This is a genomic window from Parabacteroides johnsonii DSM 18315 (assembly GCF_025151045.1).
Lineage (GTDB): Bacteria > Bacteroidota > Bacteroidia > Bacteroidales > Tannerellaceae > Parabacteroides > Parabacteroides johnsonii.
On record NZ_CP102285.1, the window covers coordinates 4,013,345 to 4,036,122 of the forward strand.

Below are 22,778 nucleotides of genomic sequence, written 5' to 3' on the forward strand. Positions count from 1 at the left end.
GTCGGGAAGTAGTTGACAACGCTATTTTTAGCGTGCCGGAATAAAAACAGATAGAAAGATGAAAAAAAATAGTTTTTTAATTGGTTGGATCGTTTTGATCGTGGGGCTGCTTTGCTCGGTGAGAGGCGGGGCGGTGGATGTGAATTCGGCGGAGGCGTTGAGAAATGCTTTAGGCAATGCAACGGTGGATGGAAATGTTGTGACGTTGACGGGAATTGTGAACTTGAGTAGTACGTTAAATATTACTGGAGGGACGATGATACTTGATTTGAATGGAAAGACGATTATCTATGATCGTACGGGAACACAAGAAAATGCTACAGCTATTAATGTGAATGGCGGCAATATTGTTATAAAGAATGGGACGATAGAAACCTATGCTGCAAATGGACAAAATAATGGTTGGAATACAAAAGGAGGAAATGGCTATAATGCAACGGCTGTCGTTTTTAATAGTGGAAAAGTATCATTGTTATCAATGTCGCTAAAAGCAATACCAGGAAAAGGTGGAAGTGGACAGAACTTTTGGGGGCAGTCAAATCCAGGAAATGATGGTTCTCCTTGGGTTGTGGATGCTGAGGGTAATAACACATTAGGTGACGTAGTTCCTTATGGAGCTTATTTTTCAAATCCATCAGATGTAAAATATACTGAAAAAGGTGAAGGTATAAATCAACAAGATGCTATTGTTTCTCTTACTCAATATAATATTGCCTACAACACCAATGGTGGTACAACTACGGTTCAAGGGACACCTTCCTATACCATCGAAACCACCGATTTTATCTTACCGACAGTGACAAAAAACGGTTACACTGTCGACTGGACATATAACGGTAATCCGGTCAATCCAACAGCTTTGCCAACAACGGCAGACCGTGTAGCCAGCAAAGACATGACTTTTGTTGCCACATGGACTCCGGTCTCTTATAAAGTCGTTTATGATGTTGACGGTGGAGTCGCACTCCCTGACAGTTCATATAATATCGAAACGGCTCTTACCACTTTGCCAACTCCTCAAAGAGAAGGATATGTTTTCGATGGATGGTATCGGGGTAATCAGAAAGTAACCTCTATCCCTGCCGGAACGGGTGATGTCACCCTTAAAGCGCATTGGACGGAGATTTCTTATACGCTTTCCTTTAAGACGAACAACGGCACTTCTTTAGCAGATATTTCTTATACAAAAACACAACCGGGAACTTTACCTTCCGGTCTGACAAAAGAAGGATATATGTTCGGAGGATGGTTTCTGGATGAGAATTTTACTGGAAGCAAATTAGAGGCTGTGCCTTTTCCGGCAGGAACGGCAGGACAAACGAATATTCCGGTAATGGTCTATGCCAAATGGACCCCTACCCCGTACACCATTACCTTCAACACCAACGGTGGTTCCGATCAGGATGCTCTGCGCTACACCATTGAGACCGAAACATTCAAACTCCCAACGAGAACGACGAAAGCAGGTTATACATTGGTAGGCTGGTATATAGATGAAGATCTAACCAAATCTTATGGGGAAGTTGTAAAGGGTACCCACGGAGATTTTACTTTATATGCCAAATGGGAGTTGGCACAATATACAATCGAATATGAACTTTACGGGTATGGCAATAATCCGCCTGATGCCGTGACTTGCTATAATATTGAAAAAGAAGTCAAATTACCGACTCCGCAACGTGATAACTTTACGTTTGTCGGATGGCATAAAGATGACCTGTTGAAGGATCAGGCACTAATGATCATTCCTGCTGGAACGACCGGCAATTTGAAACTATATGCCGAATGGACAATGGGTAACTCTGTGCAGATATCACGTCCGGCGAACGGGACAATCACGGTGAAGAGCGGATCGACGGAAGTGAAACCCGGTGATAAGGTCGGAGCGAACACCTCGTTGACAATTACGGCAACACCTGCTTCGGCCGATTATAAATTGTCGAAACTGGTTGTCAATAATATTGAATATACGACTAGCCCTCAAACAGTTGTGATGCCTGCTGAAGGTGGTTTGACCATCTCGGCTGTCTTTATTGATCCGCGCCCGGCAGCTTCGGCTCCCAAAGTAACGACCGATCCTGTCAATACGGACTATATTCCGAGTGGAGAACCCGTGACAGTCACGATGGAAAAAAACGGCGAATGCGATTCCTTGCTGTACAGTATAGACGGTTCTACCCCTAAACTCTATACCGGAGCTTTTCAGGTAAGCACTATTACGACTGCCACCAAAACGGTTGCCGTACAAGCCATAGCCCGCAAGTCCGGTTGCAAGGATGGTGTTACGACTCGTAACATCACGTTCCGTTCCGGAAAGATCACCATCACATTCAACCTGCCGAAAGGAATCACTGCTAGCAATCCCGCAGGTGGTGAAGTCGTGGAAGCCGTAGCAAGTGGCGGGGCTTTTGAATTCAAGCTGATTGTGGATAAGAATTATTTCCAAACATTGGATTCTATAAAGGTGACAGCAAACGGAACTGTTATCACACCTGATATTTATGGCATTTACACCTTAAGCAACCAGACTTCTGACGTAATTGTCAATGTGAGCGGTATTTCCGGTGTAACCCATCTGATTACTTTGGTACAGTCGGCTAATGGTATGATTGCTTTTACCGGTGATGAGGATGCAGAGAATTCCAGGAACGTCAATCATGGAGATCCTGTTTCGGTGACGGCTATGGCTGATGAAAATTATAAATTCCAGTCGTGGACGGATGGTGAGACAGCTAATCCTCGTACGTTTATGGCTGAGTCGGATGTGACGTTGCAGGCACGCTTCGTGAAGGACAGTGCCGGATTTTCTGTTATTCTTCCTGAATTGGAAGGGGTGACAGTCAAACCGCTTACCGGGTATTCGACTGAAGTCAAGCCGGGGGGCAAATTCAAATTCTATTTGCGTCTGGAGGCGGATTACAACGAATCTGTCCCTGTCGTGTATGCCAATAATGAAAAATTGAACGTGAATCAGGAGGTGTATAGTATATATGATATTTCCGAGAATATCCGTATTTCTGTTGATGGGATCGTTCGCAATAAGGTGAAACCGGTATTGCAGGAGCATGTGTCGGCTATCGATGTGGAAACCGGTTCAGATGTATCCGGCCTCTCTCTATTCACGGCTGCCATGATTGTATTGCAGGCTGACGCGCCTGAAGGACAAGTATTTTCGAAATGGAATGATGGCAAAGCCGATAATCCTCGTATCGTAACGGCTGCCGATGCATCGCAACTGTTTCCGTTATTCCTGCCTAAAACAGGGCAGGATGCTGTATGTGTCAAACTGCCTGTCCTTGCCGGTGCGGGTATGGGGGCTGTCAATGCGAATGCGGCGGTCGTAGCCAAAGGGGAATCTGTTCAGTTGAAACTGGTCGTTTTGCCGTCATATAGCCAAAGCGACGTCAAAGTCTTTGCCAATGGAAAAGAACTGGATGCAGCCTTGTCTTTGAGAGCTTCTTCTGAAACGAAAACATTGTTTTATACGCTTTCCGATGTGTCGGAGGATATGATGGTGGATGTCTCCGGATTGAAGCTGAATGAATATGTCGTTTCTCTCGAACAACAAGAAGGCGGGACGGTAAAAGCCAGTCAAGTCGGTATGTTAAAACATGGAACGGTTATCACATTGACGGCAACGCCAAATAAGGGTAATATGTTTATGAAATGGGGGGATGGCAACACATTGAATCCTTATCAATATGTGGTGACGGACAATTGCACGTTGAAAGGAGCTTTTGCAGCTTCGAATATGTCGGTAGGAAATGAAAACGTATCGATCCCGGCTGTGCGTATCTATGCAGCCGGGGGCTCTTTGCACATTCTGTCTCCTGAAATTTCCGAATTGTTCGTCTGGAGTCTGGAAGGAAAGCTGATAAAGAAGGCAGGTGTCCCGGCCGGTTATTCGTCTTATCTGCTGCCGGCTGGTATGTATGTGGTGAAGGTCGGAAATGGTGAATCGGTAAAGATTGTAATCCGATGAACTATCTTTTCCATCTAACCAAATTATTCCTTACCTTTGTGCCTCAAAAAGAGAACACAAGGTATGGAAAAACAGTTTAAGAGAACGCTGATAACTACGGCGTTGCCGTATGCGAACGGGCCAGTGCATATCGGACATTTGGCCGGGGTGTATGTGCCTGCTGATATTTATGCACGTTATCTTCGCCTGAAGGGGGAAGAGGTTTTGATGATTGGTGGATCGGATGAGCATGGAGTGCCTATCACGCTGAGAGCGAAGAAAGAAGGGATTACACCGCAGGATGTGGTGGACCGTTATCATGGTATTATTAAGAAGTCTTTTGAGGAGTTCGGTATCTCGTTCGATATCTATTCCCGTACGACTTCGGCTACACATCGCCAGGTGGCGTCGGACTTCTTCCGTACCTTATACGATAAAGGAGAGTTTATCGAGAAAACAAGCGAACAGTATTATGACGAAGAAGCGAAACAGTTTCTTGCCGACCGCTATATAACCGGGACTTGCCCGCATTGTGGCAATGAAAAAGCCTATGGTGACCAGTGCGAAGCCTGCGGAACCTCTTTGAGCCCGACGGACCTGATCGACCCGAAATCCGCTATCAGTGGCAGCCAGCCGGTGATGAAAGAGACCAAACACTGGTATCTGCCTTTGGACAAATGGGAACCATTCCTGCGCCAGTGGATACTGGAAGGACATAAAGAATGGAAACCGAACGTATACGGGCAGTGCAAGAGCTGGTTGGATATGGGATTGCAGCCTCGCGCAGTAAGTCGCGATCTCGACTGGGGGATTCCTGTGCCGGTGGACGGTGCGGAAGGGAAGGTTCTGTATGTTTGGTTCGATGCGCCTATCGGATATATCTCCAATACAAAAGAACTGCTCCCCGAAAGTTGGGAAACTTGGTGGAAAGATCCTGAAACCAAGATGGTGCATTTCATCGGTAAGGACAATATTGTGTTCCACTGTATCGTGTTCCCGGCTATGCTGAAAGCCGAAGGTTCTTATAACCTGCCGGAAAATGTGCCGGCCAATGAGTTCCTGAATCTGGAAGGCGACAAGATCTCCACTTCCCGCAACTGGGCTGTCTGGTTGAACGAATATTTGGTGGATATGCCGGGCAAGCAGGATGTGTTGCGCTATGTTTTGACGGCCAATGCTCCGGAAACGAAAGACAACGATTTCACTTGGAAAGATTTCCAGGCACGCAATAACAATGAGTTGGTTGCCATCTTAGGTAACTTTGTCAACCGTGCTTTGGTGCTTACCGAAAAGTATTTCGAAGGTAAGGTGCCGGCTGCCGGTGAGCTGACCGATTATGACCGTCAGACATTGACCGATTTCGCGAATGTAAAGGCCGACGTGGAACGTCTGTTAGATACTTACCATTTCCGTGACGCACAGAAAGAAGCGATGAACCTGGCGCGTATCGGTAACAAATACCTGGCTGATACGGAACCCTGGAAATTGGCAAAGACCGATATGGCACGTGTCGCCACGATTATGAACATCGCTTTGCAGATCACGGCAAATCTGGCGATCGCTTTCGAACCGTTCCTGCCGTTCAGCATGGAGAAACTGAACAAGATGTTGAATGTGGAACCGTTAGGCTGGAACCGCTTGGGATCGACTGACCTGTTGGAAGCCGGCCATCAGTTGGGCAAATCGGAACTGCTGTTCGAGAAGATTGAAGACAGTGTGATCGAAGCGCAGGTACAAAAGCTGTTGGATACGAAGAAAGCAAACGAGGAAGCCAACTACAAGGCGAAACCCATCCGTGAGAATATCGAGTTCGATGACTTCATGAAGCTGGATATCCGTGTCGGGACCGTGTTGGAATGTACGAAAGTGCCTAAGGCGGACAAGTTGTTGCAGTTCCGTATCGATGACGGTCTGGAAAAACGTACGATCGTTTCGGGTATCGCCCAGCATTACAAGCCGGAAGACCTTGTGGGCAAGCAGGTTTGCTTCATTGCCAATCTGGCTCCGCGCAAGTTGAAAGGTATCGTTTCTGAAGGAATGATCCTTTCCGCAGAAAACTTCGACGGCAGGCTGGCTGTCATCACTCCTGAAAAAGAGGTAAAACCGGGCAGCGAAGTGAAATAATCTGGTTAATCCTTCGTTGTAGTGACGAAGGATTAATTAATCGGAAAACAGATAATATAATGTTGGAAGAACAGATACAGATGGTCGACTTGCATGGACAATATCTCCGGTTCAAAGAGGAGATCGATGGGGCCATGCAGGCGGTGACCGACAGTTGTGCCTTTATCAATGGTCCGCAGGTGAAAACCTTTGCCGGACATTTGGCTGACTATCTTCAGGTTCCATATGTGATCCCTTGCGGTAACGGGACGGATGCTTTGCAGATTGCCTTGATGGCATTGGAGCTTCAGCCCGGCGATGAGGTGATCCTGCCGGCATTTACTTATATAGCGGCTGCCGAGGTTGTCGCTTTGTTGGGATTGACGCCTGTGTTGGTGGATGTCGATCCTTATACCTTCAATATCGATCCCGGGAAAATAGAAGCGGCTGTTTCGGAACGGACAAAGGCGGTTGTGGCCGTCCACCTGTTCGGACAAGCCTGCGATATGGAGCCGATCATGGCTTTGGCTGATGCCTATCATCTGTATGTCGTGGAAGATAACGCCCAGTCCATCGGTGCCGATTATGCTTTTTCCGACGGAAAGGTACGAAAGGCCGGAACGATCGGGCATATCGGGACTACTTCTTTTTTCCCGTCCAAGCCGTTGGCTTGCTATGGCGACGGAGGTGCGTTGATGACTTCCGACGAGGCGTTGGCTGCCCGTATCTTCATGATTGCCAATCATGGTCAGGAATGTAAATACCACCATAGGCGGATCGGATGCAACTCCCGTCTGGATACGTTGCAAGCTGCCGTGCTGGATGTGAAGTTGAAGCATCTGGAGGAGTTCACGGAAGCCCGCAGGTCGGTTGCCCGCCAGTACGATGAAGCCTTATCTTCCTGCGATTCGTTGGTTATCCCTGCGAAATCGACATTTTCGACTCATGTGTATCACCAATATACGATTCAGGTAAAAGGCGGTCGGCGGAATGCTCTTCAGCATCTGTTGAAAGAGCAGGGAATCCCTTCCATGATCTATTATCCCCTGCCGGTGCACCGTCAGGAAGCTTACCGTCAGATCTCCCGTGTATCCGGCAATTTGGACGTCTCCACCCGTTTGTGCGAATCCGTCCTTTCCTTGCCCATTCATACGGAAATGTCCCTCGGACAACAGCAATATATAATAGAAAAACTAAAAGATTTATGATTTATGAATTATGATTTATGCGTCACAAATAAATCATAATTCATAAATCATAAATCATAAATCAAACAATGATGGATAAAAAGATAAAATTTGCAGTCATCGGTTGTGGCCATATCGGCAAACGTCATGCCGAGATGGTGACACGCGATCCGGGAGCCGAGCTGGTGGCCCTTTGTGATATTCGTCCTCGTGAAGAATTGGGGATTGAAGCATACGACGTCCCGTTCTTTTCTTCCCTTACGGAATTATTGCAGAGTGGCCTCTTTATAGATGTCGTGAATATCTGCGTCCCCAACGGCTTACATGCGGTGATGGCTATCCAGGCTGTCGAAGCTGGTTGCAACGTCGTGATCGAGAAGCCGATGGCACTGACACTTGCCGATGCCGAAAAGGTGGTCTATACTTCGCTGAAATACCGTAAACAAGTGTTCTGCGTCATGCAAAACCGTTATTCTCCTCCTTCTGTCTGGATCAAGGAGATGGTAGATTCCGGTAAGTTAGGCAAAATCTATATGGTTCAGTTGAATTGTTATTGGAATCGTGACGAGCGCTATTATAAACCCGGAGGCTGGCACGGCGATGCAGCTTTGGACGGAGGGACGCTTTTCACCCAGTTCTCCCATTTCATCGACATTATGTACTGGCTTTTTGGAGATATCTGCAACATCCAGGCTCGCTTTGCTGATTTCAACCATGCCGGACTCACGGCTTTTGAAGATTCGGGTTTTGTGAATTTCAACTTCGTGAACGGAGGAATGGGGAGCTTGAGTTATTCCACTTCTGTCTGGAACAAGAACATGGAAAGCAGTATGCTGATTGTTGCGGAGAACGGCAGCGTGAAAATCGGCGGACAGTATATGAACGAAGTCGAATACTGCCATATCAAAGAGTATGAAATGCCGGAACTGGCACCGACGAATCCGGGAAATGACTACGGGCCTTATAAAGGTTCCGCCCAGAACCATAATTTCGTGATCCGTAATGTGGTCCGTGTCCTTTCCGGCGCAAGTTCGGAATGTATCACGACCAACGTACTGGAAGGCATGAAGGTCGTTGACATTATCCAGCGGATCTATGCTTTGAAGAAATAAATGCGATCTATGGGCGGGGTGGCGTATTAAATATGTATTCCGTATTCATGCTTCACCTCGTCCATCACAAAAGTGCTTTCGAGCGAGCCGAGACTGTCGATCGTGCCTAACACGTTCAGGATAAACTCTTGGTAATACTTCATGTTCGGTGCATGGATTTTCAGCAGGTAGTCATAACTCCCCGATATGTTGTAGCATTCCGTGACTTGCGGAATCTCCTGTATGATTTTTGTGAATTCCGCCGCAATCTCTTTGTTCAGTCTTCTCAACTTGACGCTGCAAAAGACCACGAAGCCCTGGTTTAGCTTTTCGGCGTCCAGCACGGCAATGTACTTCTTTATATATCCTCCGTTTTCGAGGCGTTTCAGGCGTTCGAATACGGGTGTCGACGAGAGGTTGACACTGGCGGCGAGCTCTTTTGTGGTGAGCCGGGCATTCGTTTGCAGGGTACGGAGGATCTGCAAGTCGACTTTGTCTAATTTCTCAAGTGTGTTCATAAGAATAAAATTCTGTCGAAATCTTTTTTTCGATCTTGATTCAGTTTATATGTTCTGTTAGTGGCTGTAAAAATAGCGTTATTTTCTGTATTTTCCGTATGTCTTGTTTGATATATCTGCCTGCTATAGTTTTGCTGGAAAATAAGCAAGAAGAATAATTTAAAAGAATACGACTATGGCAACGAAGAAATTACATTTCGAGACATTACAGGTTCATGTAGGGCAGGAGCAAGCCGATCCCGCAACAGATGCACGTGCCGTCCCTATTTATCAGACAACATCTTATGTATTTCATGATTCACAGCATGCTGCCGACCGTTTCGCCCTTCGCGATGTCGGGAATATTTATGGTCGCCTGACCAATTCGACACAGGGAGTTTTCGAAGCACGTGTTGCGGCTCTTGAAGGGGGAGTGGCTGGCCTGGCGGTGGCTTCCGGTGCGGCGGCCGTTACGTATGCCTTGCAAAATATACTTGGAGTGGGCGATCATATTGTGGCAGCCGACAATCTCTATGGCGGTTCCTTCAATCTGATTACGCATACGTTAGCGACTCAGGGTATTACTCATACGATTGTAAATGTAAACGACTCGAAGGCGTTGGAGGCTGCCATTCGGGAGAATACGAAAGTGGTGTATGTCGAAACGTTCGGCAATCCTAATTCTGATGTTACCAATATCGATGCTGTGGCGGAGGTGGCCCACCGTCATAATATCCCGTTGATCGTGGATAATACATTCGGTACGCCGTACCTGATCCGCCCGATCGAACACGGCGCCGATATCGTCGTCCATTCCGCCACCAAATTTATCGGCGGACACGGATCGAGCTTGGGAGGAGTGATTGTGGACAGTGGCAATTTCGATTGGAAAGCAAATGCCGATAAGTTCCCGACCTTGGGCAAACCGGACCCAAGTTATCATGGGGCGGTCTTTGCCGATGTGGCGGGGCCGGCAGCTTTCGTCACTCGCATCCGGGCTGTCATTCTGCGTGATACAGGAGCCACGATCTCGCCTTTCAATGCTTTTATCCTGCTGCAAGGTCTGGAAACCTTGTCTCTCCGTGTGGAACGTCACGTTGCCAATGCTCTGAAAGTTGTCAAGTATTTGTCCGAACATCCGAAAGTAACCAAAGTGAACCATCCGCTTCTTCCAGACCATCCGGATCATGAACTTTATAAAAAGTATTTTCCAAAAGGTGCCGGAAGTATTTTTACTTTCGAGATCGAAGGCGGACAGGAAGCGGCCTGGAAGTTTATCGATTCGCTCGAAATATTCTCCCTTCTTGCCAATGTGGCTGATGTGAAGAGCCTGGTGATCCATCCGTATACGACTACCCATTCTCAAATGACTCCGGAAGAGCTGGCCGGACAGCATATCACGCCTTCTACTGTGCGCCTGAGTATCGGTACCGAATATATCGATGATATCCTTGATGACCTGGACCAAGCTCTGGCAAAGGTTTGATGTAAGATGGCAATGTGTTTTTGTTTTGATGCAAGTGTAAGTTGTTTTCGACGTTGTCGAGAATAAATTCGACATTGTCGAGTATATATTTGACGTTGTCGGGAATATATACGACAACGTCGAAAACAACTTACACTTGCATCTGAATGAAGAAGTATGGGACCGAATTTTTATTTTATCCTGAATAGTTTGTTTTTATAATCGATAATCACGGTGTTTTCAAAGAAATAAGCATTTCCGGTTATTCCCCAGACATCGAGGGAATTATAAATACTATCCCAAAGGCCGTCTTTGGCGTAGTAGACTTTCGAATTGTTCAGGGCTTTTCCGCCGAACTCGATCGGTTTGGTTACATTAAAACCATAAAATGTTATTTCTTGTCCCCACCATAAAGGACCGCTTAAAGAGTCGACAATGGCTGAGTTGGATATTTCTAATGCTCTTTCTTTTGTTGTGACTAACTGGAATGGACTTGAGCCGGTGTCGAACATTAATTTGTGCTCCTTGCTATTGATACGAAATGGCAGTCTCATTATACCATCTGTTAATTCAAATTTTTCTGCCGGTAAATCTGTGTATTCATTTGGTAAACTGTCTGTAATGGCGAGCCTGCATGATTTGTAATCGATTATCACTATTTTATCTTGAAACATATCTGTGGCAATCGTTCCGATATGCTTAGGTGTTTTTGTATGGAGCGAGTCTATGGGGACTTTCTCGCCAAAATCCTTTTTGTATACGACGTTAATATTGTTGAATGGAATGGCTCCCATTTTGAGGCAGACATTTTTAAACATTCCGGTAGAATCTAATTTGTTTACTAAGCCGGATTTTTCCAGATAGGGATCGATTGGATTTCCATAAAAGACTGTGTTATATGTTCCCAAATCAAATTGCATAGTGAAATCGTCCGATAGGTTTTCTATGTTTACAGGAATATATAAATATGCTTTTTCAATGTATATTCCGGAAATCGAATCACCTTCCCAACTGAATGGAATCCATTGCAGTGACTGTTTTCGTGAACAACTTGTGAAGATTAATAGAAGGAGAACAAAAGTAATCCCTTGTTTGTGTATTTTCATAAATGGTGATTTTTTGTTGTTAGGAAATAGTTTATTTCGGTGTCTCGTTGTTCTTAGCCAATGAAACCAAGCCTCCCATAGCCCCTAAGTTCATGGTGTCGAGTGCCGAACTCGGTACGATTACCATTGATCCTTTTTCTTTTAAACCTTCGAACAGCATATTCATCCCTCTAAGATGCAATGCCACAGGATTGTCGGTATATTTCTTACTGGCTTGTTCGAACTTTTCTGCGATTTCCGTTTCTGCCGTTCCCAAGATGACGCGAGCTCTTCTTTCACGTTCTGCCTGGGCCTCTTTGCTCATTGCTTCGGCCAGGTCTTGCGGAATGGCGATATCTTTGATACCGACAGTCTGGCATGTGATGCCCCACGGATTCGTATTTCTGTCTAAGACCTGTTGCAAATCCTCAGCTATCTTATCGCGTTCCTGCAAGAGATCCGACAGTTCGTGCTTACCGATGGTATCTCTTAAACCGGTCTGTGTGATATGTTCGATCGCTTTTTGATATTCCTGTACTTCCAATGCAGCTTTTTCCACGTCCCAGACGGTCCAATATACGACTGCATCCACATTTATCGGAACCGTATCTTTGGTCAGAGTTTGTTCGGCCTTGAACGCACTTACCCGTACACGCTGGTCGATATAAGTCGACACACTGTCTATAACCGGGATAATCATAAAGGGGCCGGGGCCTTTCAAGCCGCTGTATTTCCCCATACGCAAGACTACCGCCCGTTCCCACTGGTCGGCAATACGGATTGCAGAAGCCGCCAACCCGGAAAGAAGGAGCAGAAAGATGAATACCGATATGTTTACAATCTGCGAAACATACAAAACGGCTGATACGATAACCAGTATCAGAAATACGGAAAGGGATATGGGATTAAACCAACCCTTGTTAATTACATTTGTTGTCATATTCATTGTTTTTTAGAAGTTTCGATATCCTTTAATTCTTGAATAACCTCGTCCAGGCTGAAGCCGTAACTCAGTACGACAGAAGAAAATTGTGTACAAATTTCTTTTAACTTGTCTTCCCGTTCTTTTTCCGGAACTACATGGTCCGTTTTGCTAATAAACGTTCCGGTTCCTTGTTGAGTTTCTAAGATATTTTTGATCTCCAATTCTTTATAAGCCTTGGATACAGTATTTAGATTTACCTTCAATTCTACGGCAAGCGCTCTGACCGTAGGAAGCTGTTCACCCAACTTGAGTTGCCCGGATGCTATGCCAAACCTGATCTGATCAATGATCTGACGGTATATCGGCATACCGCTGGAGTAATCTAATAAAAACTTGATCATATGATTTTATATTATGCTATATTAATATTGTACTATTATTATAGTACAAATATACAAGAACAAATTATTCCACAAAAACTTTTTATGAAAATTTTTAAGGTGCATGGATGAAATTTTTTGGAGAAATCGTATACAGGAATTCATACAGTGAAAGTAATCGATTGATATTTAAAGGGTAGAGTAAGTCCCGAATTGGTCACGAAAGTATGTCTTTTTGTGACCTTTTCGTGGATCATCCCGAAATCCTGAGTGGAGAAATCGTATCTTAGTGGCAGAAGGAACGCAAATAACGACTGAATTTGCGTCTTTTTTAAAAGCATTGGATCGACTCTCGCGCTCTTAGCATTAGTCTTTTGGCGGATCATTACGGAATGGAAGCCAAACTGTTGGAGTCCCAATATAAGAATCATCTGAGTCATTTCAGGAATTGGGAGCAACGTGCCCATGCCGAAGAATGGATTCTCTTCGAGAAAAACATTGGACCCTACGTCGGGATGGACGAAACGGCACTGTCGTCGGGAGAACTGTATACAATCCTGATTAACAAAGAGGCCAAAGGAAGAAAAGGCACAATCATCGCCATGATCAAAGGGACATCCGTAGAAAAGGTATCCCAAGTTATACTCAAACTTTCCCGTCGCAGGCGGTTTCAAGTTCGGGAAATAACATTGGACATGGCACCCAATATGGCCCGGATAGCTCGTCTCTGTTTCCCGGCTGCCAAGCTGGTTATCGACCGTTTTCATGTTCAAAAGTTAGCTTTTGAAGCCGTTCAGGAAATGCGGATAAAGGCACGATGGGAAGCTTTGGATAAAGAAATGGTCGAGATCACATACGCTAAAGCATCAGGACAGCCTTTTGTTACTGAAACATTTGAGAATGGGGACAGTCGAAAACAGCTGTTGGCCAGAAGCCGCTATCTTTTGTTCAAAAAAACTGAACTGTGGTCGGAGAGCCAAAGAAAAAGAGCTAAAATCCTTTTCCGGGAATATCCCGATATCAAGAAGGCCTATTACTTAAGCATGAGGTTAGGGTTGATATATCATCAGGCACAATCGGCAGATATTGCCTTGACGCGTTTGGCACATTGGTATGATCAGGTGGACAAATCCGGTTTCCTGTCTTTTGGCACTGTCGCCAGAACCATACAAACACACTACTTGAATATTGTTGGCTTTTTTAAAAGACGCTCCACCAATGCCGCGAGTGAGTCCTTCAATGCTAAAATCAAAGCTTTTAGAGCACAGCTGAGAGGCGTGAGGGATATTGCTTTTTTCTTATTCAGACTCACCAATATGTATGCATAATTAATTCTCTATGGATATAGGTATCTCCTCATACGTACATAACCGAGCTAAATAAAAGAACTGCAACATAACTTATTAAAAAAAGCGTGTCCCTCCAATATAGAGGCAACACGCTCTTTCTAATAGTTAAGGTTTGGGTTATTATATTTCTTGTCGTTATATACTGTTACAAAAAAAGCTTGACCTGAAAGTTGTCAAGCTATACCCATTGCACAGTCAAGGCTCCTTTGTTTTTGTTCACTCTATACGTATAATCTCTCTGAAAATGAGTGACAGCGCGAAGGAACGCTTTTATTTTATACAAAACAAATTTATCTGGAATTATTTTTACACTATCGGGGATTATAATAAATACTATCAGGAGGCTTATAGGAAGATGCAATAGATACTTTAGGAGATGATTATATTTTAATCCCTCAGGATTTCGGTATGATCCCTTTTCGTGTCTTCGGTCACGGACTTTATACAAAGAAAAAACTCCTACAATACCTTGATATTGTAGGAGTTGTCTTTTCTTTGTCTGGTTTTGTCCAGCTTTTTGGTGATCCGCCTGGGTCATGAACCAAGCGTTATTTCTTCCTCAATATCAGTGCTTTCAGAAATTTCGGCTTTGCATCCGTCACGCTTTAGTCCTTGAAAACTGTCTGCTGTTGTCCGGTGTCTGTCTGCCAACATCTTGGGTTCAAATGTACGCATTATTTTTGGATTATGCAAACCGTTGAAAATAAACATTCTAAGGTTAGTGCAAGGTGCAAGCTATATATATAGATATATACTTGCACCTTGCACTAAAAAATAGCCCTACATTAATAAGCTAACATGGCCTATACGGATAGACTATATTTTATCTATTACAGGCTGCTTTCTAATATATCTCGGTGGTTACGTCCCCATTCTTCCATTAAATCTATAATAGGCAATAAACTTTCCCCCAAATCAGTAAGGAAATATTCAACTTTTGCAGGGATGACGGGATATATTATCTTATGTACAATTCCCATGTTTTCTAACTCATTCAGTTGTTGTGTCAGGACTCTTTTATCTGCGATAGGAATAGCACGCTGTATATCAATAGGACGGTGGTGTCCTTCTCTTAAACGATTTATGAGCCAAGGTTTCCACTTACCACCAATAACATTCATTGTGACTTCTATTCCACATCCTAAGTTTATAGGTATTTTCCGTTCGTACATGGTCTTTTTATGCAAAGATAATGTATTTTTCTGATAATCAGAGAGTGATAAATTTATCATTCTATGAGAAAAATTTCCCTTATTGGTGATTGTTTATAAGAACCATATTTTTGTACCAAAAATCAATGAACATGAAAAGGAAAACTCTTTTTGAACAAGTTAGTTTCCCGAAACTAACATTAAAGAATAGGTTTGTACGCTCCGGGGTTTGGATGGAAATGGCTGACGAACAGGGTCATTTAACACCTGATTTGATTGATGTATATAAGGCTTTAGTTGACGGTGGTGTTGGTTTTATTATTACCGAATATACTTATATAGATGTCAATGACCAACCCAATCCACGTATGATAGGTATGTATGATGATTCCTTCATTTCTGAATGGAAAGAAATTATAGATTACGCCCATGCCAAGGGAACAAAAATAGCGTGTCAAATTGCATCGGGTGGCTCTCAGAGTGGTTTAGCCGCTTCCAAGCACCGCCGAATAGTCGGGCCATCAGCGGTTTTAAACAGGGTAACAGGTATCACACCGGAAGAAATGACCAAGGATGATATTTTGCATATCATAGAGAGCCATAAAAAGGCGGCTCTAAGAGTGAAAAAAGCAGGATTTGATGCTGTGCAAATCCATGCTGCGCATGGTTATTTGCTTAGTCAATTCCTTACTCCTTATTATAATAGGCGAAAAGATGAATATGGCGGTTCGGTACAAAATCGTGCTCGTCTTATTTATGAAGTTGTGGCAGGCGTGCGCTCTGCTGTGGGTGAAGATTTTCCTGTTATGATAAAAATTAATTTTGATGATTTCATGTCAGAGGGTGAAGGGTTATCTTTTCCTGAATCACTTGAAATGTTTAAGCACTTGGATGCATTAGGACTGGATTTTATAGAGCCAAGTGGAACAAATTTGTCGTCCGGTAATGGAATAACTCAATCTTTTCCACACATAGCACGTTCTATTGAAAAACAGTCTTATTTTAAAAAGCAGGTATCTAAAATAGCCCAAAATGTTCAAACGCCTTTGATTCTTGTTGGTGGGAACCGCAATGTAGCTGTAATGGAAGAGGTATTAAACCATGATAATATCCCTTTATTTTCTTTGGCTCGTACTTTGTTTGCTGAACCTGATTTGATTAATAAGTGGAAAGAAAATCCGAATTATACACCTAAATGTATTTCTTGTAATAAATGTTGGGAAACTACACCAAACTCCTGTATTTTAAATAGAAAGAGGAAATGACTATTGCCATATGGAAGAGATGTTAGCAGATATATTGTCAAAAATAGATGTAGAGATTGACGAGATAGACCTCTACGGTTATGATATTATTGAAACTTCTCTTTCAATGGTACATCGTTTGCAGACGGTTCTTAATGATTTAAAAACAAAACTGCAAACCTATTCTTTTCCAGCCAAAGAGGATGAAATTAGATTCTTCAAAACACAGAAGCCGGAAATTCTTGGCAGGCTGCTATTTTTCTATAAGATTTATCGGATAGAAACACAATGCCCCAATGGTAGCAATGATGTAATCAGAAACTATATCAGCAAAGAACTGGATAACCTGACCTACTTCTTTAACCGTAATTTGGACTTTTACCAATATTATCGCTCTCATTCAACCTTGTATGATGAATATTATTTTGTCCGTGGAAAGTCTGATTTACGCCTATGTACCGATAGCGCACAATTCGATAAAGACCCGAATTTCTCCACCGGGTATGATTATAAGGTGGCTAAAATTATAGCCAATGAAATGCTGCGTATCTATCTGAATAAAAGACTGGTAAAACTGGAAACCAATATCCAAGTAGAAGACAGCCTGCAAAAGTGCCTGAAATATCCTTTTCGTTTCACTGGTAAAAAGGTCTTTCTGATAGAGTTGGGGTATTCTCTTGTTTCTTCGGGCGACATCAACAATGGCAACGTGGAAATAAAAGAAATGATGAACTTTCTCGGTACGGTATTCCAAGTGGAGTTAGGCGATTATTATGCCGCCTATATTGCCATGAAAGAACGGAAGAAAGACCGGACGGCATATCTTAGCCGTTTACAAGACAGCTTAGTCAAACGAATGGACGAAGATGATAGTAAATGACTGGTTTCTATTTTTCTTTTCTCCAGTGTTATATTGTTTTCATTCAATCCTGCCATATTGAAATCTTGCTTTCAATCAATCCAGCTATCAATATTTCAATAAAACAAGATTGCAGGATTGCAAAATAAACTCATCGGTCGGGGAACGCCCAGCGGCAAGGGGCGGGACCACCCGTCCCGACGAGCGAAAATCTTTAGTTAGGGAATGTCTTTCTTTAATTGGCAACACGACTTCGGAGTGAATTTGCCCAAGGTGTTTTGCGGCACGGAAAACAGATTTGTGTGCCACAAATCACACCTTGCTGTTATCTGACGATAACACGATTTCAACGGCTGGCAGTCCGATGTGGAGTGTCCAACTTTTGAGCCAACATTTCCATGTCACTGCTTACCTTCAAATCAGTAATCCTCGCATAGATTTGAGTAGTCCTTATGTTGGTATGACCTAAAATCTTAGATACCGTTTCAATGGGAACACCGTTTGCGAGCAACACCGAAGTGGCGCACGAATGGCGTGCCACATGGTAGGTCAAGGTCTTTTCAATTCTGCAAATGGCTGCGATTTCTTTCAAGTAATCATTCATTTTCTGATTGCTGATAATGGGTAAAATCTTACCGTTTGGTAACTGCTCTTTGTACTTTTCCAATATGGCTTTGGGTATATCCAGTAATCGGACGGTAGATGTAACATTCGTTTTGTGTCTTTTCCGTATAATCCACAAATTACCGTCAAATCCGATACGAATGTCCTCCTGCCTTAACTCGCATACATCAATGTAGGAAAGTGCCGTATAACAACTGAAAATGAACAAATCACGTACCTGTTCCAGCCGTTTAGAGCTAAACTCATGATTGTAAATAGTGGTAATTTCTTCCATAGTCAGATAATCTCTATCGGTACGCTCAAACCTTACCCGATAACTACCGAAAGGGTCGGCAGTCACTAAACCCGTATTCTTGGCGAAGTTTACCACCGTGCGAAAGCGTTGCACAAACTTCATCGCCGTATTGTGGCTGCACCCGTAGTTGTTTTTGATATACAGCAAAAAGTCCTCAATGAACACCACATTAATGTCTTTAATCAGTATGTCGGAAATCGAATACTTGAACTTCATGAACTCAACAAGCCGTTTCTTTGTCAGTTCGTAACGTGAATAGGTCTTGTCTGCGGTATTCATCTTCACTTTCTCCAAGTATTGTTCATTGTGCTGTTTAAAGAACTCTATCAAAGTCCGTTCCCTTGCAATCTTGCCTAAAAAGGCGTTCTTTACCAGCTCTGCCGTTACATATCCGTCCTGCGCCATTAACGCATGGTAATGTTGGTGTACCGTGCTGCGAATACTCTCCAACATGGAATTGATATGTACGGCTTCTGCGGTTCTGCCGGAAGCCTTGCCTAACTTCACGCTCCAGTGAGTCGGATTTATTTCCAGCTTGGTGTTGAACTGGGCTACAACTTGGTCAATGGTGATACGTGCGATAATCGGTGCGTTGCCGTTCTTCTTTACTGCATTTCGTTTGACGAAATAGAGTAGCTTGAAAGTACTTCTCATAATCTCTTTTTTTAGTTACAAAATTAAATTGATGAACTGAAAATGAGATATTTGCAGTACGGACAAATCAAGACAACAAACTGCCAATTTCAGACATTCCGTGACCTAAAATCCGAAAGGTCGGACAGGTCACGAATTGGTCACGAAAGTATGTCTTTTTGTGACCTTTCCGTGTCTTCAGTCACGGACTTTATACAAAGAAAAAACTCCTACAATACCTTGATATTGTAGGAGTTGTCTTTTCTTTGTCTGGTTTTGTCCAGCTTCTTGGTGATCCGCCTGGGGTTCGAACCCAGGACCCCATCCTTAAAAGGGATGTGCTCTACCTGCTGAGCTAGCGAATCATCCTATGCGTTACTTCTGTAATGCGGGTGCAAAGGTAGGGCTTTTTTTTATATATGCAATAGTTAATGCAAGTTTTTTATTCTTTTGGGGGTGTTTTTTTCTTTTGAACCTTTGATAACTCATGCTTCTCTACGAGAGACTGGTCTTCCTCCATAAGTATAAAACGTTTGTAATAAGAAAGAAAGAGGGTTGTCAGGGGGAGAGCGATGATTAAGCCGATAAAACCTAATAAAGTTCCCCAAATGGATAAAGAAAGAAGGATGATGGCAGGATTCAGACCCATTGCCTTTCCCATAATACGGGGAGTGAGATACAAGTCTTGTATACACTGCACGACGCAAAGGACAAGAATTCCCGATCCGAAGATCAGCCAAAAGTTTTCCCCGGTCTCCGCAGCTTTGAGGAGACTCAGCAAGATCATCGGGATAATGCCGATCGTTTGCATATAAGGAATGAGGTTGAGGAAACCGATGAATAGCCCCAGGATAACAGCTAGCGGGAAGCCGACGATCTTAAATCCGATGGCGAAGAGGATACCGACGCATAAAGCAATCAACGACTGTCCGCGGAAATAGCGGTTCATGCTGTATTCGACATCGTCGGCCAGCCCTTGGACAAAAGGACGGTAACGTTCGGGGATCAGGCGGATCCAGCCGTTGACAATCCGTTCGTAATCCAGCAGGATAAAGATGAAGTAGAGGAAGATTACAAACACGATCGTGATACTGAACAGGATGGAGAAAGTATTGGTCAGCACTATCCACATTTTGGGAGCGATCTGTTTGACCGCCTTTTCTATGTTCTCTTTGCTCAGGAGCTGTGCCAACTGGTCCGGATCGATATTTTTTTCCAGGTATTCCGCCCATGACTGCGGTATCATCGGGATATGCCCGTAGCCCCTGTTATGTTCCTGCATCAGTTCCAAAGTCCGGTTGACCTCTTGGGTAACAGAAGGGACGATTACGACGCCCACCAACGAAATCACCAGAAGGGTGGACACGAGAACGGCCAGGATAGACAGCAAACGGCTTTTTAGTTTGACTTTATACTGGAAGAACTTGACGAACGGTTGCATCATATAAGCCAGCAGCCAGGCAATCAGGAAAGGTAACAAAGCATTTCGCAGGACGGCGATCAGATAGATGACGCCGCTGATAACAGCCAGGCCGAACAGAATACGTGCCACCCTGTCGAATGTGAACGGTTTATCAAACAATGGGTTCATATTAAATTCTTATCTTTGTGGACAAAGATAAAATAAAGTTGAATAGAAAGGATGATACGAAACAAAATAGTACCGCTTTGCCTGCTGATTTGCTTCCATTTGCTTGCCGGTGCACAGACTCCCGCTCCTGTTAAACGGTTATTGCAGGCCCCTTATATGCGGGGAGCCTCTTTTTCTCTGGTTGTAAAAGATGTGCAGGATGGAAGAACAGTCTACAGTTATGATACGGAACGGCTGCAATCGCCCGCTTCGGTATTGAAAACGGTTGCCACGGCGACAGCACTCGAGCTTTTGGGAGAAGACTACCGTTATCCGACCATGCTGGAATATGACGGAATACTGGAAAATGGTACGTTGAAGGGGAACCTCTATATAAAAGGCAGTGGCGATCCCTCCCTGGGCTCTTCGCATTTCGCACCAGGACAGAACAAGTTCCTGACCACCTGGATAGCCGCTTTGCAGAAGGCCGGCATCAGGCATATAACAGGATCGGTCATATCGGACGAAAGCATCTTCGATACCGAAGGCGCTTCTATCAAATGGCTCCGGGAAGATATGGGAAACTATTATGCCCCCGGAAGTTACGGTCTTTCCATCTTCGATAACATGTATAAGTTATCGTTGCAAACAGGGCTTGCCGGGACGCGACCTACCTTGAAGGGGACGGAACCGGATATTCCCTTTATCCGATTTAAGAACTACCTGGAAACTGCTCCGGTTGCTTCGGACAGTGCCTATATTATTGGTGCTCCGCTCGAGGACGTGCGCTACCTGTATGGTGTCCTGCCGGCAAACCGGGAGACGTATGTCTTGAAAGGAGATATCCCCGATCCTGCTTTGTACCTGGCACACTATCTGACGGATCAGCTTCAGCGGAAGGGCATACGGGTGGACGGGGCTCCTTCCTGCCACCATATCGAGACGGAGGAAAACCGATGGAAGAAGGGAGAACGGAAAGAGATTGTCACGACCTATTCGCCCACCCTGCGGGAGATCGCAAGCGTGTGCAACCATGTCAGCCATAACCTCTATGCGGATGCTTTGGTCAAAACGGTCGGATTGCAATATAAACCGCGCAGGAACGAAGTGATCTCTTCGTTCGGTCGCGGCGTGCGGGTAGTGAAAGATTATTGGGAGAAGAAAGGTCTGGATGTCTTCCCGCTCCGGATGAACGACGGTAGCGGCCTGGCTCCGGCAGATAAGGTGTCGGCCGGGTTTATGGGAGAACTGCTGGTCTATATGGCGACGGAGTCTGCCGTCTCGGATGCTTTCCTGTCTTCTTTACCGCAAGCCGGGATAGAAGGATCGGTGCGCAATTTCCTAAAAGGATCGAAGTTGCAGGGCAAAGCCCGCCTGAAAAGTGGAGGTATTACGGGTGTTAGAAGTTATGCCGGCTATATTACGAAAGATGGAAAGACGTATGCGGTAGCCGTTTTCTCGAATAACTATTCTTGTTCTATGAGTCGGATGACGGGGGCGTTGGAAAGGCTGCTGTTGCAACTTTTGTAACTGGCGATTGATAATTCCCCTATAGGGAAACTCTCGTTCCCTGCTAAGGAAACTCCCGTTTCCTGCCAGATGAAACTTTAAAAGGCTAATTATCAATTGAAATTAAGTGCCCGTTGCGCCAGAAACTCGACAAGCCTTGGTTTGTAGTTGTCGGAGATCGGGATATGCTCTTTGCCGAACACGATCCGGTTCCGTTCGATCACCTTGATCTTTTCCGGCTGTACGATAAAGGAACGGTGTACGCGGATAAAACGGCTTGTCGGCAGCATCTCTTCCAGCGATTTCATGCTCATCAGCGAAAGGATGGGATGCGGTTCGTCCTCGATAAAGATCTTGACATAGTCTTTCAGCCCTTCGATGTAGAGTATCTTGCGCAGTTCGATCTGTACCTGTTTATATTCAGTCTTGATGAAGATCGACTCGATCTCTGTTGCAGGTACTTGCATATGCTCGTACCATTGTAACGCCTTGTTGGCCGCCTTGAGGAAGTCCGGGTAACTGATCGGTTTCAGCAGATAGTCAAGAGCGTTCACTTTGTAGCTGTCGAGAGCATACTGTTCGAAAGCCGTCGTAAAGATGATGCGGGTGTCTGCCTCCAGTATCCGCGAGAATTCCATGCCGCTCAACTCAGGCATCTGGATATCGAGGAAAAGCAGCTCCACTGGCTGGGCGCTCAATACAGGCAATGCCTCGAGGGCACTGCTGAACTTACCCGCCAAGCGGAGGAACGGAGTCTTGTTTACATAACTTTCCAGCAGACTGATAGCCAGTGGCTCGTCATCGATGATTGCACACGTTAACGTCATAATTTCTTGCTTTTATGTACTTA

General features: G+C 44.5%; 17 protein-coding genes and 1 tRNA gene. 9 read left to right on the forward strand and 9 right to left on the reverse strand.

The features are described 5' to 3' along the window. The first annotated feature begins 58 nt into the window (after window positions 1-58). The 4 genes from NQ564_RS16410 (at window position 59) to NQ564_RS16425 (ending at window position 8,363) form a co-directional block, all read left to right on the forward strand. The gene (locus NQ564_RS16410; RefSeq protein ID WP_008147013.1) at window positions 59-3,982 is read left to right on the forward strand and encodes an InlB B-repeat-containing protein; all 3,924 of its coding nucleotides are present in this window, start codon (window positions 59-61) and stop codon (window positions 3,980-3,982) included. Between the two features lie 63 nt (window positions 3,983-4,045). Next, window positions 4,046-6,085, forward strand: coding sequence for a methionine--tRNA ligase (gene metG, locus NQ564_RS16415; RefSeq protein WP_008147014.1), 2,040 nt, complete (start codon window positions 4,046-4,048; stop codon window positions 6,083-6,085). Between the two features lie 59 nt (window positions 6,086-6,144). Further along, entirely contained in the window at window positions 6,145-7,272 is a 1,128-nt protein-coding gene (locus NQ564_RS16420; protein ID WP_008147015.1) for a DegT/DnrJ/EryC1/StrS family aminotransferase, read from the forward strand. Between the two features lie 71 nt (window positions 7,273-7,343). Continuing rightward, on the forward strand, window positions 7,344-8,363 hold the full coding sequence (locus NQ564_RS16425; protein WP_021861993.1) for a Gfo/Idh/MocA family protein: 1,020 nt from the start codon (window positions 7,344-7,346) through the stop codon (window positions 8,361-8,363). Between the two features lie 26 nt (window positions 8,364-8,389). Here the strand turns inward: NQ564_RS16425 and NQ564_RS16430 are convergent, their stop codons facing one another. Continuing rightward, a complete protein-coding gene (locus NQ564_RS16430; RefSeq protein ID WP_008147018.1) occupies window positions 8,390-8,860 on the reverse strand; it encodes an Lrp/AsnC family transcriptional regulator in 471 nt (156 codons plus the stop codon). A 175-nt stretch (window positions 8,861-9,035) separates the two neighbouring features. On the opposite strand from NQ564_RS16430, the gene NQ564_RS16435 reads away from it, so the two are divergent. Continuing rightward, the gene (locus NQ564_RS16435; protein WP_008147020.1) at window positions 9,036-10,325 is read left to right on the forward strand and encodes an O-acetylhomoserine aminocarboxypropyltransferase/cysteine synthase family protein; all 1,290 of its coding nucleotides are present in this window, start codon (window positions 9,036-9,038) and stop codon (window positions 10,323-10,325) included. Between the two features lie 170 nt (window positions 10,326-10,495). On the opposite strand, the gene NQ564_RS16440 is transcribed toward NQ564_RS16435, so the two are convergent. The 3 genes from NQ564_RS16440 to NQ564_RS16450 are packed head-to-tail and all read right to left on the reverse strand — an operon-like array spanning window position 10,496 to window position 12,715. Beyond that, on the reverse strand, window positions 10,496-11,410 hold the full coding sequence (locus NQ564_RS16440; protein WP_008147021.1) for a hypothetical protein: 915 nt from the start codon (window positions 11,408-11,410) through the stop codon (window positions 10,496-10,498). Window positions 11,411-11,441: 31 nt separating this feature from the next. Beyond that, window positions 11,442-12,329: a slipin family protein gene (locus tag NQ564_RS16445; protein ID WP_039848046.1), complete on the reverse strand. Its 888-nt coding sequence runs from the start codon at window positions 12,327-12,329 to the stop codon at window positions 11,442-11,444. 2 nt (window positions 12,330-12,331) lie between these two features. Next, the gene (locus NQ564_RS16450) at window positions 12,332-12,715 is read right to left on the reverse strand and encodes a GntR family transcriptional regulator (RefSeq protein ID WP_008147023.1); all 384 of its coding nucleotides are present in this window, start codon (window positions 12,713-12,715) and stop codon (window positions 12,332-12,334) included. 371 nt (window positions 12,716-13,086) lie between these two features. Between NQ564_RS16450 and NQ564_RS16455 the strand changes: the two genes are divergently transcribed. Next, entirely contained in the window at window positions 13,087-14,022 is a 936-nt protein-coding gene (locus NQ564_RS16455) for an ISAon1 family transposase (protein ID WP_129650243.1), read from the forward strand. A gap of 851 nt (window positions 14,023-14,873) precedes the next feature. On the opposite strand, the gene NQ564_RS16460 is transcribed toward NQ564_RS16455, so the two are convergent. Beyond that, window positions 14,874-15,275 carry a winged helix-turn-helix transcriptional regulator gene (locus tag NQ564_RS16460; protein WP_008147029.1) on the reverse strand — a complete coding sequence of 134 codons (402 nt, stop codon included), beginning with the start codon at window positions 15,273-15,275 and terminating at the stop codon, window positions 14,874-14,876. Window positions 15,276-15,346: 71 nt separating this feature from the next. On the opposite strand from NQ564_RS16460, the gene NQ564_RS16465 reads away from it, so the two are divergent. Continuing rightward, window positions 15,347-16,459 carry an NADH:flavin oxidoreductase gene (locus NQ564_RS16465; protein WP_039848047.1) on the forward strand — a complete coding sequence of 371 codons (1,113 nt, stop codon included), beginning with the start codon at window positions 15,347-15,349 and terminating at the stop codon, window positions 16,457-16,459. A 10-nt stretch (window positions 16,460-16,469) separates the two neighbouring features. Then, on the forward strand, window positions 16,470-17,318 hold the full coding sequence (locus tag NQ564_RS16470) for an RteC domain-containing protein (RefSeq protein WP_008147033.1): 849 nt from the start codon (window positions 16,470-16,472) through the stop codon (window positions 17,316-17,318). A gap of 325 nt (window positions 17,319-17,643) precedes the next feature. On the opposite strand, the gene NQ564_RS16475 is transcribed toward NQ564_RS16470, so the two are convergent. From NQ564_RS16475 to NQ564_RS16485, 3 genes are all read right to left on the reverse strand, one after another. After that, window positions 17,644-18,870 carry a site-specific integrase gene (locus NQ564_RS16475; RefSeq protein WP_008147035.1) on the reverse strand — a complete coding sequence of 409 codons (1,227 nt, stop codon included), beginning with the start codon at window positions 18,868-18,870 and terminating at the stop codon, window positions 17,644-17,646. A gap of 268 nt (window positions 18,871-19,138) precedes the next feature. Beyond that, window positions 19,139-19,214, reverse strand: a tRNA-Lys gene (locus tag NQ564_RS16480). Window positions 19,215-19,291: 77 nt separating this feature from the next. Continuing rightward, window positions 19,292-20,440, reverse strand: a complete 1,149-nt coding sequence (locus tag NQ564_RS16485; protein ID WP_021861798.1) for an AI-2E family transporter — start codon at window positions 20,438-20,440, stop codon at window positions 19,292-19,294. Window positions 20,441-20,491: 51 nt separating this feature from the next. On the opposite strand from NQ564_RS16485, the gene dacB reads away from it, so the two are divergent. After that, window positions 20,492-21,949 (forward strand): D-alanyl-D-alanine carboxypeptidase/D-alanyl-D-alanine endopeptidase, encoded by a 1,458-nt coding sequence (dacB, locus tag NQ564_RS16490; RefSeq protein ID WP_008147038.1) that lies wholly within the window; start codon window positions 20,492-20,494, stop codon window positions 21,947-21,949. A gap of 92 nt (window positions 21,950-22,041) precedes the next feature. Here the strand turns inward: dacB and NQ564_RS16495 are convergent, their stop codons facing one another. Then, complete coding sequence (locus NQ564_RS16495; protein WP_008147039.1) at window positions 22,042-22,755, reverse strand: LytR/AlgR family response regulator transcription factor; 714 nt, start codon at window positions 22,753-22,755, stop codon at window positions 22,042-22,044. Window positions 22,756-22,778 lie beyond the last annotated feature (23 nt).